Annotated in this window: 11 protein-coding genes; 4 read left to right on the forward strand and 7 right to left on the reverse strand. The window is 63.9% G+C overall.

Annotated features, from left to right (window positions below; all coding sequences use genetic code 11):
- Positions 1 to 100 precede the first annotated feature (100 nt).
- From dnaA to gyrB, 4 genes are read left to right on the forward strand one after another with little or no spacing between them, the layout of a single operon-like run.
- Entirely contained in the window at positions 101 to 1,591 is a 1,491-nt protein-coding gene (dnaA, locus tag JLK41_RS00005; RefSeq protein ID WP_037054792.1) for a chromosomal replication initiator protein DnaA, read from the forward strand.
- A 31-nt stretch (positions 1,592 to 1,622) separates the two neighbouring features.
- Positions 1,623 to 2,726 (forward strand): DNA polymerase III subunit beta, encoded by a 1,104-nt coding sequence (gene dnaN / locus JLK41_RS00010; protein WP_037054793.1) that lies wholly within the window; start codon positions 1,623 to 1,625, stop codon positions 2,724 to 2,726.
- Positions 2,727 to 2,733: 7 nt separating this feature from the next.
- Positions 2,734 to 3,837 (forward strand): DNA replication/repair protein RecF, encoded by a 1,104-nt coding sequence (gene recF, locus JLK41_RS00015; protein ID WP_047592343.1) that lies wholly within the window; start codon positions 2,734 to 2,736, stop codon positions 3,835 to 3,837.
- A gap of 4 nt (positions 3,838 to 3,841) precedes the next feature.
- The gene (gene gyrB, locus JLK41_RS00020; protein WP_037054798.1) at positions 3,842 to 6,262 is read left to right on the forward strand and encodes a DNA topoisomerase (ATP-hydrolyzing) subunit B; all 2,421 of its coding nucleotides are present in this window, start codon (positions 3,842 to 3,844) and stop codon (positions 6,260 to 6,262) included.
- A gap of 270 nt (positions 6,263 to 6,532) precedes the next feature.
- On the opposite strand, the gene JLK41_RS00025 is transcribed toward gyrB, so the two are convergent.
- From JLK41_RS00025 to JLK41_RS00055, 7 genes are all read right to left on the reverse strand, one after another.
- Positions 6,533 to 7,465 carry a phosphatidate cytidylyltransferase gene (locus tag JLK41_RS00025; protein ID WP_037052335.1) on the reverse strand — a complete coding sequence of 311 codons (933 nt, stop codon included), beginning with the start codon at positions 7,463 to 7,465 and terminating at the stop codon, positions 6,533 to 6,535.
- 1 nt (position 7,466) lies between these two features.
- Positions 7,467 to 8,090, reverse strand: coding sequence for a lysophospholipid acyltransferase family protein (locus tag JLK41_RS00030; RefSeq protein ID WP_210390096.1), 624 nt, complete (start codon positions 8,088 to 8,090; stop codon positions 7,467 to 7,469).
- A 9-nt stretch (positions 8,091 to 8,099) separates the two neighbouring features.
- Positions 8,100 to 8,549 (reverse strand): hypothetical protein, encoded by a 450-nt coding sequence (locus JLK41_RS00035; protein ID WP_152487456.1) that lies wholly within the window; start codon positions 8,547 to 8,549, stop codon positions 8,100 to 8,102.
- The gene (locus tag JLK41_RS00040; protein ID WP_210390097.1) at positions 8,539 to 9,876 is read right to left on the reverse strand and encodes a phosphatase PAP2/dual specificity phosphatase family protein; all 1,338 of its coding nucleotides are present in this window, start codon (positions 9,874 to 9,876) and stop codon (positions 8,539 to 8,541) included. Before JLK41_RS00040 ends, JLK41_RS00035 begins: the two co-directional genes overlap by 11 nt.
- Complete coding sequence (locus JLK41_RS00045; protein WP_210390098.1) at positions 9,876 to 11,630, reverse strand: bifunctional alpha/beta hydrolase/class I SAM-dependent methyltransferase; 1,755 nt, start codon at positions 11,628 to 11,630, stop codon at positions 9,876 to 9,878. The genes JLK41_RS00040 and JLK41_RS00045 overlap by 1 nt, the downstream gene beginning before the upstream one ends.
- Before the next feature lie 25 nt (positions 11,631 to 11,655).
- Positions 11,656 to 12,261 carry a CDP-alcohol phosphatidyltransferase family protein gene (locus JLK41_RS00050; RefSeq protein ID WP_152487458.1) on the reverse strand — a complete coding sequence of 202 codons (606 nt, stop codon included), beginning with the start codon at positions 12,259 to 12,261 and terminating at the stop codon, positions 11,656 to 11,658.
- Positions 12,262 to 12,469: 208 nt separating this feature from the next.
- Positions 12,470 to 13,237: a lysophospholipid acyltransferase family protein gene (locus JLK41_RS00055; RefSeq protein WP_134676629.1), complete on the reverse strand. Its 768-nt coding sequence runs from the start codon at positions 13,235 to 13,237 to the stop codon at positions 12,470 to 12,472.

The raw sequence follows: 13,237 nt of genomic DNA on the forward strand, positions 1-13,237 counted from the left end.
GATTTTACTTGGCCATCTTCATCTTGCTATGTGGATAACTCGGTCGTGGCTCGCTACAATGGCAGCTGTTTTTGCACGCCGCCTGGATAGGGGATAGTCAGTGTCAGTGGAACTATGGCAGCAGTGCGTCGAGCTCCTGCGCGATGAATTGCCGGCCCAGCAATTCAACACCTGGATACGTCCTCTGCAGGTCGAAGCCGAAGGCGACGAGCTGCGTGTCTACGCGCCCAACCGCTTCGTGCTCGATTGGGTCAATGAAAAGTACCTGAGTCGTCTGCTGGAGCTGCTCGGTGAGCGCGCCGGTGGCCTGGTGCCTGCGCTTTCCTTATTAATAGGCAGCAAGCGCGCGGCAACCGCTCGTGTTGCACCGACCGCGCCGCCACCGGCTGCCGCTCGTGCCGCGCAGCAGCAGAAAGTCGCCGCGACCAGCAAGCCCGTTCCGCCACCCGTGCAGGAAGAGCCTTCGCGCGCCAGTTTCGACTCCATGGCCGGCGCTGCTCCGCAACCGCCGACACCGGCCGTTGCGCCGCGTACAGAACGTACGGTGCAGGTCGAAGGTGGGCTCAAGCACACCAGTTACCTCAATCGCACCTTCACCTTCGACAACTTCGTCGAGGGCAAGTCCAACCAGTTGGCGCGTGCCGCTGCCTGGCAGGTGGCCGATAATCCCAAGCACGGCTACAACCCGCTGTTCCTCTATGGCGGTGTCGGCCTGGGCAAGACGCACCTGATGCATGCGGTGGGCAATCACCTGCTGGCGAAGAACCCCAATGCCAAGGTGGTCTATCTGCACTCCGAGCGCTTCGTCGCCGACATGGTCAAGGCGCTGCAGCTCAACGCCATCAACGAGTTCAAGCGTTTCTACCGTTCGGTGGACGCGCTGCTGATCGATGACATCCAGTTCTTCGCCAAGAAGGAGCGCTCCCAGGAGGAGTTCTTCCATACCTTCAACGCGCTGCTCGAAGGTGGTCAGCAGGTCATTCTCACCAGTGACCGCTACCCGAAGGAGATCGAAGGTCTGGAGGAGCGCCTGAAGTCGCGCTTCGGCTGGGGCCTGACCGTTGCGGTCGAGCCGCCTGAGCTGGAGACCCGTGTCGCAATCCTGATGAAGAAGGCCGACCAGGCCAAGGTGGATCTGCCGCACGATGCGGCCTTCTTCATTGCCCAGCGCATTCGCTCCAACGTGCGCGAGCTGGAAGGTGCGTTGAAACGGGTGATCGCTCACTCGCACTTCATGGGACGTGACATCACCATCGAGCTGATCCGTGAGTCGCTCAAGGATCTGCTGGCCCTGCAGGACAAGCTGGTCAGCATCGACAATATCCAGCGCACCACGGCCGAGTACTACAAGATCAAGATCTCCGACCTGCTGTCGAAACGGCGCTCGCGTTCCATCGCGCGGCCGCGTCAGGTGGCGATGGCGCTGTCGAAGGAGCTGACCAATCACAGCCTGCCGGAAATCGGTGTGGCCTTCGGCGGTCGTGATCACACCACGGTATTGCACGCATGCCGTAAGATTGCTGAACTTAGGGAATCCGACGCGGACATCCGCGAGGACTACAAGAACCTGCTGCGTACCCTGACTACCTGATTCGCAGCTCCACGAGGCAAGGGACTAGACCATGCATTTCACCATTCAACGCGAAGCCCTGTTGAAACCCCTGCAACTGGTCGCCGGTGTCGTGGAACGACGCCAGACGCTGCCGGTTCTGTCCAACGTCCTGCTGGTGGTCGAAGGCCAGCAGCTGTCGCTGACCGGTACCGACCTGGAAGTCGAACTGGTTGGCCGCGTCACGCTGGAAGATGCCGCCGAGCCGGGCGAAATCACCGTGCCGGCACGCAAGCTGATGGACATCTGCAAGAGCCTGCCGAGCGACGCGCTGATCGATATCCGCGTCGACGACCAGAAGTTGCTGGTCAAGGCCGGTCGCAGCCGCTTCACCTTGTCGACCCTGCCGGCCAATGACTTCCCCACCGTCGAGGAAGGTCCTGGCTCGCTGACCTTCAACCTGCCGCAGGCCAAGCTGCGTCGCCTGATCGAGCGCACCAGTTTCGCCATGGCTCAGCAGGACGTGCGCTACTACCTCAACGGTATGCTGCTGGAAGTACAGAGCGGCATGCTGCGCGCCGTGGCCACCGACGGTCACCGTCTGGCCATGTGCTCGATGGAAGCCAGCATCCAGCAGGACGGCAAGCACCAGGTGATCGTGCCGCGCAAAGGTATTCTCGAGCTGGCGCGCCTGCTCACCGAACAGGACGCCGAAGTGGCCATCGTCCTGGGTCAGCACCACATCCGTGCCAACACCGGCGAGTTCACCTTCACCTCCAAGCTGGTCGACGGCAAGTTCCCGGATTACGAGCGCGTTCTGCCGCGCGGTGGCGACAAGCTGGTGCTGGCGGATCGTCAGGGCCTGCGTGAAGCGTTCAGCCGTACGGCGATTCTCTCCAACGAGAAGTACCGCGGTATTCGCCTGACCCTGGCGGCCGGTCTGCTGAAGATCCAGGCCAACAACCCGGAGCAGGAAGAGGCCGAGGAAGAGATCGTCGTCGACTACAACGGCAGCGGCCTGGAGATCGGTTTCAACGTCAGCTACCTGCTGGACGTGCTGGGGGTGATGGGCACCGAACAGGTTCGCCTGATTCTCTCCGATTCCAACAGCAGTGCCCTGCTGCAGGAAGCCGACAACGACGATTCTGCCTACGTCGTCATGCCGATGAGGCTCTAAGCCTTTAATGTCCCTCAGCCGCATCATGGTCACCGCGGTGCGAAATCTGCACCCGGTGACCCTCTCCCCCTCCCCCCGCATCAACATCCTTCACGGCGCCAACGGCAGCGGCAAGACCAGTGTGCTGGAGGCCATCCATCTGCTCGGCCTCGCTCGCTCCTTTCGCAGCACGCGCCTGCAACCCGTTATTCACTACGAGCAACCGGCCTGTACCATTTTCGGCCAGGTGCAACTGGCGGAAGGTGGCACCAGCAATCTGGGTATCTCCCGTGATCGTCAGGGTGAATTGCAGATTCGCATCGATGGTCAGAATGCACGCAGTGCTGCTCAGCTCGCCGACCTGCTGCCGCTGCAGCTGATCAACCCGGACAGTTTTCGCCTGCTGGAGGGCGCGCCGAAGATCCGTCGGCAGTTCCTCGATTGGGGTGTGTTCCACGTGGAACATCGCTTTCTCGGTGCCTGGCAGCGGCTGCAGAAAGCCCTGCGGCAGCGGAACTCGTGGCTGCGGCATGGTACACTTGACGGTGCTTCGCAGGCCGCATGGGACCGCGAATTGTGCAGTGCCAGCCAGGACATAGACACCTACCGAAGGGCCTATATCCAGGCGCTGAAGCCGGTGTTCGAACGTACGCTCGCCGAGCTGCTGCAGCTGGAAGGACTGACCCTGAGTTACTACCGCGGCTGGGACAAGGATCGTGAGCTGAGCGACGTGCTCGCCTCATCCCTCCAGCGTGACCAGCAACTCGGGCACACCCAGGCCGGACCACAGCGCGCCGATTTGCGTCTGCGCCTGGCGGGGCATAACGCGGCAGAGATCCTGTCGCGGGGGCAACAGAAACTGGTGGTGTGTGCATTACGCATCGCCCAGGGCCACTTGGTCAACGAAGCCAAGCGAGGCCAGTGTATCTATCTGGTGGACGACCTACCGTCGGAACTGGATGAACAGCACCGTCAGGCGTTATGCCGGTTGCTGGAAGATTTGCGCTGCCAGGTGTTCATCACCTGTGTAGATCATGAATTGTTGAGGGAAGGCTGGCAGACGGATACGCCGGTTGCCATGTTCCACGTGGAACATGGCCGTATCACCCAGACCCAAGACCATCGGGAGTGAAGGCATGAGCGAGAACCAAACGTACGACTCCTCCAGCATCAAGGTGCTGAAAGGACTGGACGCCGTACGCAAACGTCCCGGGATGTACATCGGTGACACGGACGATGGTAGTGGTCTGCACCACATGGTGTTCGAGGTGGTCGACAACTCGATCGACGAGGCGCTGGCCGGTTATTGCAGCGAAATCACCATCACCATCCACCCTGATGAGTCGATCAGCGTGCGTGACAACGGCCGTGGTATCCCGGTCGACACGCACAAGGAGGAAGGTGTTTCCGCCGCAGAGGTCATCATGACCGTGCTGCACGCGGGCGGTAAGTTCGACGACAACAGCTACAAGGTCTCCGGTGGTCTGCACGGCGTGGGTGTCTCGGTGGTCAATGCCCTCTCCAAGGAGCTGGTGCTGACCATTCGCCGTAGCGGCAAGATCTGGGAGCAGACCTACGTGCATGGCGTGCCTCAGGCGCCCCTGACCGCTGTCGGCGATACTGATGGCACGGGCACGCAGATCCACTTCAAACCGTCCGAAGAGACCTTCGCCAACATTCACTTCAGCTGGGATATCCTGGCCAAGCGTCTGCGCGAGCTGTCTTTCCTCAACTCCGGCGTGGGTATCCTGCTGCGTGACGAGCGCACCGGCAAGGAAGAGCTGTTCAAGTACGAAGGCGGCCTGAAGGCCTTCGTCGAGTTCCTCAATACCAACAAGACCGTGGTCAACCAGGTGTTCCACTTCAACATCCAGCGCGAAGAAGATGGCGTGGGTGTGGAAGTCGCCCTGCAGTGGAACGACAGCTTCAACGAGAACATCCTCTGCTTCACCAACAACATCCCCCAGCGTGACGGTGGTACCCACCTGGCAGGCTTCCGCTCTGCCCTCACCCGTCACCTGAACAACTACATCGAGCAGGAAGGCCTGGCCAAGAAGTTCAAGGTCAGCACCACCGGTGACGATGCCCGTGAAGGCCTGACCGCGATCATCTCGGTCAAGGTTCCGGACCCGAAATTCAGCTCGCAGACCAAGGACAAGCTGGTCTCCAGCGAAGTGAAGACCGCGGTCGAACAGGAAATGGGCAAGTACTTTGCCGACTTCCTGCTGGAGAATCCGAACGAAGCCAAGGCCGTGGTCGGCAAGATGATCGACGCTGCCCGCGCCCGTGAAGCGGCGCGCAAGGCGCGCGAGATGACCCGCCGCAAGGGTGCACTGGATATCGCCGGCCTGCCCGGCAAACTGGCGGACTGCCAGGAGAAAGACCCGGCGCTGTCCGAACTCTACATCGTGGAGGGTGACTCCGCGGGCGGTTCTGCCAAGCAGGGCCGTAACCGCAAGACCCAGGCGATCCTGCCGCTCAAGGGCAAGATCCTCAACGTCGAGAAGGCGCGCTTCGACAAGATGCTCTCCTCCGCCGAAGTCGGCACCCTGATCACCGCGCTGGGCTGTGGTATCGGGCGTGAGGAGTACAACATCGACAAGCTGCGTTACCACAACATCATCATCATGACCGATGCTGACGTCGACGGTTCGCACATCCGCACCCTGCTGCTGACCTTCTTCTTCCGTCAGCTGCCCGAGCTGATCGAGCGTGGCTATGTCTACATCGCCCAGCCCCCGCTGTACAAGGTCAAGCGCGGCAAGCAGGAGCAGTACATCAAGGACGACGAGGCCATGGACGAGTACATGACCCAGTCGGCCCTGGAAGACGCCAGCCTGCACGTCAACGAGAATGCCCCGGGTCTGTCCGGTGGTGCGCTGGAGAAGCTGGTCGGCGACTATCGCGGCGTGATGAAGACCCTGGATCGCCTGTCGCGCGTCTACCCCAAGGACATCACCGAGAACCTCGTCTACCTGCCGCGCATCGGCCTCGAGCAGCTGGCCGACCATGCCGGCATGCAGGCCTGGCTGGACAGCTTCAGCGCGCGTCTGAAGTCGATGGAGAAGTCCGGGCAGACCTACACTGCCAGCCTGCGTGAAGACCGTGAGCGCCACGTCTGGCTGCCTGAGGTCGAGGTCAAGGCACACGGTCTGTCCAGCTACACCACCTTCAACCGCGACTTCTTCGCCAGCAACGACTACAAGAGCGTCACGGCGCTGGGCGATCAGCTGAACAGTCTGCTGGAAGACGGTGCCTACGTGCAGCGTGGCGAGCGCAAGAAGCCGGTGAGCACGTTCAAGGAAGCCCTGGACTGGCTGATGACAGAAAGCACCAAGCGTCACAGCGTGCAGCGATACAAAGGTCTCGGCGAGATGAACCCGGATCAGCTGTGGGAAACCACCATGGACCCGGAAGTGCGGCGCATGCTCAAGGTGACCATCGAGGATGCCATCGCGGCCGACCAGATCTTCAACACCCTGATGGGCGATGCCGTGGAGCCGCGCCGCGACTTCATCGAGTCCAATGCCCTGGCGGTGTCGAACCTGGACTTCTGATCACCAGTCTCTGGTATCGGAAACAGAAACCCCGGCCTGTGTGCCGGGGTTTTTTATGGCTGTCGCTATGGCAAAAGGCTTACAAGGAGAAGCGCCATGGGCGTCTCCCCTCGTCTGCGGGTCTTGGCTAATCTACACACACCTACCGGGAACTGGATGTCCCGGGTCACGGATGACAGACCGCGCCAGGACGGCAAACGACAGGAAGTCGGAAGGTCATGAAAAACCCGCCTCGGCGGGTTTTTTATTGCCTGCAGAAAAGGCGGGCCGTCAGGCCCACCAGTAGCGCACCATGTGGAAGAACACCGGGGCGGCGAAGCACACCGAGTCCAGCCGATCGAGCATGCCGCCATGGCCTTCGATCATGTGGCCCCAATCCTTCACGCCGCGATCGCGCTTGATCGCCGACATCACCAGGCCGCCAGCGAAGCCGAGCATGCATACCAGCAAGGCGAAGAGCGCCGCCTGCCAGAAGGCGAACGGGGTGATCCAGCACAGCGAGGCGCCGATCAGCGTGGCCAGTGCCACGCCGCCGACGAAGCCCTCCACGGTCTTCGAGGGCGACAGGTTGGGGGCGATCTTGTGCTTGCCGAACAGCTTGCCGCAGACGTACTGCAGGACGTCCGAGAGCTGCACGACGATGATCAGCCAGGCGATCAGCAGCAGGTTGCGCCCTTCGTAGCCGGGAATGTCCAGGGTCAGCAAGGCGGGCACCGAGGAGATGCAGTACACCGCGATCATCAGGCCCCACTGCACCTTGGCTGCGCGTTCCAGGTAGCGCGTGGTGTCGCCGCCCAGCGAGGCGAGAATCGGCAGCAGCAGGAACAGGTAGACCGGGATGAAGATGGCGAACAGGCCGTACCAGCCCAGGGCGATCAGCAGGTACTGCATCGGCAGGGCGAAGTAGAAGGCAGCGACCAGTGCGGGATAGTCGCTGCGGCGGGTGGGCGTCAGCGTCATGAACTCGCGCAGGGCGTAGAAGGACACGAAGTAGAACAGCAGGACGACGCCGTTGTTGCCGAACAGGAAGGCGATGCCGATGACCAGCACCATCACCCACCAGGCGTTGATTCGCGCGTTGAGGTTGTCGATGACCGGGTTGGGGCGATCACCACTGCGCTTCTTCAGGAAGAAGCCGACCAGGCTGGCCAGCAGCAGCAGGGCACCGATACCGGCGAACAGCAGCAGGGTATTGCGATCCATGTCAGGCCTCCTCGGGTGCCAGTGCCAGCAAGGCGTTGCGCGCGCGTTCCAGGAAGGCTTCCTTGCCCTCCCCCTCGATGGGCTCCACGGCCGCACCGAAACTCAGGGTGCACAGCAAAGGCAGGGGCAATGCACGGCCCTTGGGCATCACCCGGTTGAGGTTGGCGATCCATACCGGCACCAGCTCGACCTGCGGGCGTTGCTGAGCCAGGTGGTAGAGCCCGCTCTTGAACGGCAGCAGCGGCTCGTCGCTGAGGTTGCGCGTGCCTTCGGGGAAGATGATCAGAGAGTCGCCACCGTCCAGCGCGTCGAGCATCGCCTGCAGCGGATTGGCGCCCTCTTCCTTGCGCTCGCGATCGACCAGCACGCCGTTGAACACGCGATTGATCAGGAAGCTGCGCATGCCCGGTTTCTGCCAGTAATCGGCACCGGCCACCGGCCGCGTGGTCTTGCGCAGCTCCGGCGGTAGTGATGCCCACAGCAGGACGAAGTCACCGTGGCTGCTGTGGTTGGCGTAGTACAGACGCTGAGTGGGCTGGGCGGTGCTGCCCAGCCAGAGGGCGCGGGCCCCCGTGAGCAGGCGGGCCGCCGAGGTGATGGCGAAAGCGGTCAATGCAGCGAGCATGGCGACTCCTTAACCGGGTGGGGGAAATGCGTGAATGAAGACGATGCCCGACAGCACGAGCACGGCCTGGAACAGCAGGCACAGTACCTGCCTACGCAGCAGGCCGAGTGCACCCTGGCAGCGCAGGCTCCAGCTGCGCCCGGCCTGTTCGGCAGGTTGCAGGCCGAGGCGCTGCAGCGCCTGATCCAGCGCCTGGGTGTGCGCGTCCAGCTGCTCACCGGCGCACGCCAGTTGCTGGAACAGTTCGGCGTCCAGGGCGACGCGCAGTGCCCAGTACTTCTCGGCGAGCCCGACCAGCAGCAATGCCGCGCAGAACAGCCCCAGGCCGAGGCCGCCTGGCGCACCCAGCAGGGGCGACAGCCCGAGCACGACAGCGACCAGGCTCAGCGCAGTGGAAAAGTGATCGAGGCTGCGTCCGCGTCGCAGCAGCGCGGCGACCAGTTGCAGGTCAGCCTGCATGGGCGACCTCCACCTGTGGTGGGGCCTCCAGCAGGCGCTGCAGCGCTGCCAGATGCTGTGGACCGAGCACCACCTGTGGGCGGGCCTGGCGGATCAGCTCGACCGCGCTGTGCACATCGCCGCAGCGCCCGCTGTGCAGCAGCCAGGCCGCGACGGCGGTGGCGCTGCGTGAATACCCAAGGGCGCAACAGATCAGCAGCGGGCCCTGGTGGCGCAGGCGCTCGATGGCTTCGGCTGCGTCTCGGCATGTCGCGGCATCCGGCGCGACCAGGTCCAGTGCCGGCAGGCTGCAATAGGCCAGCGTGCCAGGCACTGCCGGCAGTTCGGCGCACAGGTCGACCAGCGCGGCGTAGTCGTCGAGATCGCCCGCCGCAGGCAGACGGCCGAGGTGAATACCGTCGACCACCAGGCTGGGCGCGGGCTGGCGGTACGTCCATAGCCGCGAATTGATCCACGCGGCGAGCAGGTACGGGCCGAGCAGTGCCGTAGCCGCCGGGCTGAGACGCCCATTGGCCTGCTTCTGGAAGCCGGCCGCGCCGAACAGCAGGTAGTTGAGTGCGACCATGGCCAGGGAAACGCTCGGCCACAACAGCCACAGCCAGGCACCGCCCAGGTTGACCGCCAGTGCCGAGCACAGCAGCGCGCCGAGGCTGTAGCGCAGTGCCAGGCGCCAGTGACGAGGATCATCGGCCAGGCGCATGTGCTGCAACGGCGTGCTGCCCTGCAGCGGCAGCAGCCAGAGGCAGAAGAAGCCGGCGAGCAGCCCGGTGGGCACGTCGATGAAGTGGTGTTGCCAGGTGGTCAGCACGGAAAGGCCGATCAGCCCCATCCACAGGTGCAGCAGTCCGCGCCAGAACGGGCCGCGGGTGTGGTTGGCGAACATCGCCCAGATGATCACCAGCAGCGTGATGTGCAGAGAGGGTGCCTGGTTGAAGGGTTTGTCGAAACCCATCAACAGGTCGAAGAGCATGCCGAACGTGCCCTCCAGAGGGGGGCGCTCGAAGGTGAAGCGCAGCGGCCAGAGGAGGAAGCAGGCCACGCAGATCACCTGCGCGGCGAGCAGGCGCAGTGCATGGCGGTCCATCTCGCGGCGGCACGCGGGCAGCAGGAACGACAGGCCGTAGAGCAGGTCGATCGACCAGTAGGGCACTATGGTCCAGGGCCAGAGCGGCACCTGCGTCTCCCAGGCGAAGACCAGGCTGCCGACATCGTCACGCTGGCCGGTGAACCAGTTGGCGAAGCCGTAGCTGGCGAAGAACAGCGGGCCGAGCAACAGCAGCCAGAGAACGCCCCGCTTCCACAATCCCTGCTCGCGGGTGCTCTGCATCACTTCACCCGTTGCGCCAGGGACACGCTGAAGATGCCCCACTGATCGATACGCTGGGCCACCTTGCGGAAGCCTGCTGCCTCGACCAGCTGGTCCATCTCCGCCTGGCTGCGCCGGCGCATGACCCAGGCCTGGCCGTCACGGTGGCTGGTCAGGGCGCGGGCGATCAGCTCCAGCTGCGGGTGCCAGGGTTGCCCCGTGTAGACCAGGTAGCCGCCCTCCTCGACCGCTGCCGCCAGGCCCGCCAGCGAGTCGCCGACCATCTGGTTGCTGCCGAACAGCTCGTACAGGCCGGAGACCACCGCCAGGGTCGGTTTGGGATCGAGCGCCGCGAGGTCTTCGCGATCGAAGGCATCGCCCTTGACGAAACGGGCGATGTCGCCGAGATCCTTCTGCTGGATCAGCGCATTGCCGTCGCGAACGTTGATGTCGCTGTAGTCGCGCAGGAGGATCGAGTCCGGACGCTGTTCCTGGCCCTCCAGCGATTCGAGGATGTAACGGCCATGGCCGGCAGCGATGTCTACGATGCGCACGGCCTTGCCCGCCTCACGCAGCCTGAGCATGGCCAGGCGCAGCAGCTCCTCGGCATGCAGCTTGCGCTGGCGAATGCCACGCCAGCCGATGGAGTCCAGGTAGTTCCGGTCGATCAGCCGGCCCAGCGCGCCCTTGCCGCTGGGCTGGTTGCGGTAGACGTAGTCCAGCGTGCTGCCGGAGTCGAAGCCGGTGTCGAAACCCAGCTTGACCCCGTCCGACAGGCCGCTGCCGAGGCGCATGCCGGCGCGGGTGGCGCGCCAGTACAGGTCGCGCAACGAGTTCTGCGGCAAGGGCGCAGCCAGCTCCTCGGCTTCGGCGCAGGTGACGCCCAGGCGGTCGGCGTCGAGCAGCGACGGTCGTGCCATGGGTTGCTCGAAGTTGCGCAGGATGAAGCGGCGGGCGCGGCTCAGTGCATGGGCCCGGTCACGCTCGCCGAGGGTGTCGTGGAAGAAGCCGGGCAGCAGGTGCTTCTCCTTGCGTACGCTGCCGAGGCGCTCGAAGAAGGCTTCCTGCGGTTTGCGCTGTACGACGAAGTCCGCAGCGGAAATCAGCAGCTGGGTCGGCACCTGAATCGCCTGGGCATCGGCGACGATGCGATCGGCCGCCTCGTACAGGCCCAGGAGCATGGTGACCGAGATGGGGCGGGCGATCAGCGAATCGTTGTCGAACGAGGCGATGCGCTCCGGGTCGTGGGTCAGGAACCTGGCCTTGACGTAGCTGTTGACGAAGAAATTGCCGCGCCAGGCATGCAGCAACTTCAAACCGGAGCGGGCGAACGGCACGTAGAGCTTGACCTTGAAGGCCGGCGAGGCGAGCACCAGGCAGCGTACCTTGGGGGCATAGTCGTGGGCCCAGGTGGCGATGATCACCGCCCCGACGCTCTGCGCGACCACGGCCAGGTCCTGCTCGACGATGCCATGCCGGCTGCCGATGTGCTCGACGAAGGTCTGCACGTCACGCACGCTGGTGGCGAAGCTCGGGCTGTCGCCCCGCGCGCCGGGCGAAAGGCCGTGGCCACGAGCGTCCCAGGCGAAGAAGTCGCAGTGTGGCAGGTCCAGCTCATCCACCAGGTGAGCCATGCGCCCGCCGTGTTCATGGCCGCGATGGAACAGCAGGACGGCCTGTCGCGGGCCCTCTTCGGGGGCGGTGGCGGGCCAGTGGCGATAGCTCAGTTCGACGCCGTCGTGGGTGGTGAAGGTGTGCAGTTGAACGGGGCGCATGGAATCTCCTTATTCCGAGGATGGCTCAGGCCGTTTCGGCCAGCCCATGGCGAACGCGGTTGTAGAGGGTATAGAGCAGCAGGGCCAGGACCAGCGCCAGCAGGGCGTTGATCCACCAGGCCGAGAGCAGCCCGGTGGCGACGCCGGCACCGAGCACGCCGAAGCAGAAGGCGCGGTCGCTCTTGCCCATCGGGCCGTCGTAGCGGCGTGACGCGCCGACCATGGGGCCGAGCACGCCGGCGTATTCGCTGATCACTGCCAGCAGGACCACGACCACCACCAGCAGCGGTGAGACGCCCGGCAGCAGGGCGAAGGGCAGGTACAGGGCGCTGTCGGCGATCACGTCGCAGAGTTCGTTGAGATAGGCGCCGAGTTTCGATTGCTGGCCGAATTCACGGGCCAGCATGCCGTCGACGGCATTCAGCGCCATGCGCAGCAGCATCCACAGCGGGATCAGGGCGAACAGCCAGGCCAGCTGGCTGTAGGCCGCGAGCAGGGCACCGAGCAGCAGGGAAACGATCGCGGCCGTCAAGGTCACCTGGTTGGCGGTGACGCCCCGAGCATGGAGGCGTTCGACGCCCGGGCGCAACAGATTCTGGAAGGCAGGCTTGAGCTGGTAGATCGATGGCATGGCAGCGAATTCCTTTTCCCGATCGGATCATCGGCCATCTGCAGGGGCGAGACTGTGCGCCGTCGAGCCTTGTGAGGCATGCATTGGCATTCAGGCAAGTTATACCCTACAGGCCGATTTTCCTAGTGCTGACCAATCTCCAGGAAAATCATGCGCTTGAACCCTGTGATGGCGCATTGCTGGTATTTGACGCACAGCTTATCCACAGCTAGAGCGATTCGCCCAGGCGGCTCAGTACCGGTTCTTCACCGCGCATCGCCGCCTGTTGCTGGCAGACCCACTGGAAGGCACGCTCGTTGAGCTCGGCGATGGCACGCGGGCCCTCGCCCTCGGCATGCATGGGAGCACCGATGATCACCTGGATGGTGCCGGAGCGCTTGCCCCAGCCTTCCTTGGGCCAGAACTCGCCGGCGTTGTGGGCGATGGGCAGTACCGGCAGACCGGCGTTGACCGCGAGCGCCGCACCGCCGCGAGAGAACTTGCCGATCTGCCCTGGCTGAATGCGCGTGCCTTCGGGGAACACCAGGACCCAGGCGCCCTGCTTGAGGCGCTCGTCGCCCTGCTTGGCCATCTGCTTGAGCGCCGCCTTGGGGTTGCTGCGGTCGATGGCGATGGGCTTGAGCAGGGCCATGCCCCAGCCGAAGAACGGCACGCGCAGCAGCTCGCGCTTGACCACTTGCGACAGCGGCTCGAAGAAGCCGGAGAGGAAGAAGGTTTCCCAGGTGCTCTGGTGATTGGCGAGGATCACGCACGGGCGCTCGGGGATGTGCTCCAGGCCACGCACCTCGTAGCGGATGCCGACGATCACCTTGGCCAGCCAGACCGCGCAGTTGCACCAGGCCTGGACCACGAAGCGATAGCGCTGGCGAAAGGGCAGCAAGGGCGCGACCAGCAGGCTGATCAGGCACCAGAAGAAGGAGCTGGACGACAGGAGCAGGTAGAAAAGCGTGATTCTGAGGGCCTGCACGATCGCCAT

Origin of the sequence: Ectopseudomonas khazarica, from assembly GCF_017915135.1 — a bacterium.
GTDB classification, from domain to species: Bacteria; Pseudomonadota; Gammaproteobacteria; order Pseudomonadales; family Pseudomonadaceae; genus Aquipseudomonas; species Aquipseudomonas khazarica.

Coding starts and splice junctions, on each gene's coding strand:
- gyrB (WP_037054798.1), top strand. CDS start 3,842: ATGAGCGAGAACCAAACGTACGACTCCTCCAGCATCAAGGTGCTGAAA.
- dnaN (WP_037054793.1), top strand. CDS start 1,623: ATGCATTTCACCATTCAACGCGAAGCCCTGTTGAAACCCCTGCAACTG.
- JLK41_RS00025 (WP_037052335.1), bottom strand. CDS start 7,465: ATGGATCGCAATACCCTGCTGCTGTTCGCCGGTATCGGTGCCCTGCTG.
- JLK41_RS00050 (WP_152487458.1), bottom strand. CDS start 12,261: ATGCCATCGATCTACCAGCTCAAGCCTGCCTTCCAGAATCTGTTGCGC.
- JLK41_RS00055 (WP_134676629.1), bottom strand. CDS start 13,237: ATGGCGATCGTGCAGGCCCTCAGAATCACGCTTTTCTACCTGCTCCTG.
- JLK41_RS00035 (WP_152487456.1), bottom strand. CDS start 8,549: ATGCAGGCTGACCTGCAACTGGTCGCCGCGCTGCTGCGACGCGGACGC.
- JLK41_RS00030 (WP_210390096.1), bottom strand. CDS start 8,090: ATGCTCGCTGCATTGACCGCTTTCGCCATCACCTCGGCGGCCCGCCTG.
- recF (WP_047592343.1), top strand. CDS start 2,734: ATGTCCCTCAGCCGCATCATGGTCACCGCGGTGCGAAATCTGCACCCG.
- JLK41_RS00045 (WP_210390098.1), bottom strand. CDS start 11,630: ATGCGCCCCGTTCAACTGCACACCTTCACCACCCACGACGGCGTCGAA.
- JLK41_RS00040 (WP_210390097.1), bottom strand. CDS start 9,876: ATGCAGAGCACCCGCGAGCAGGGATTGTGGAAGCGGGGCGTTCTCTGG.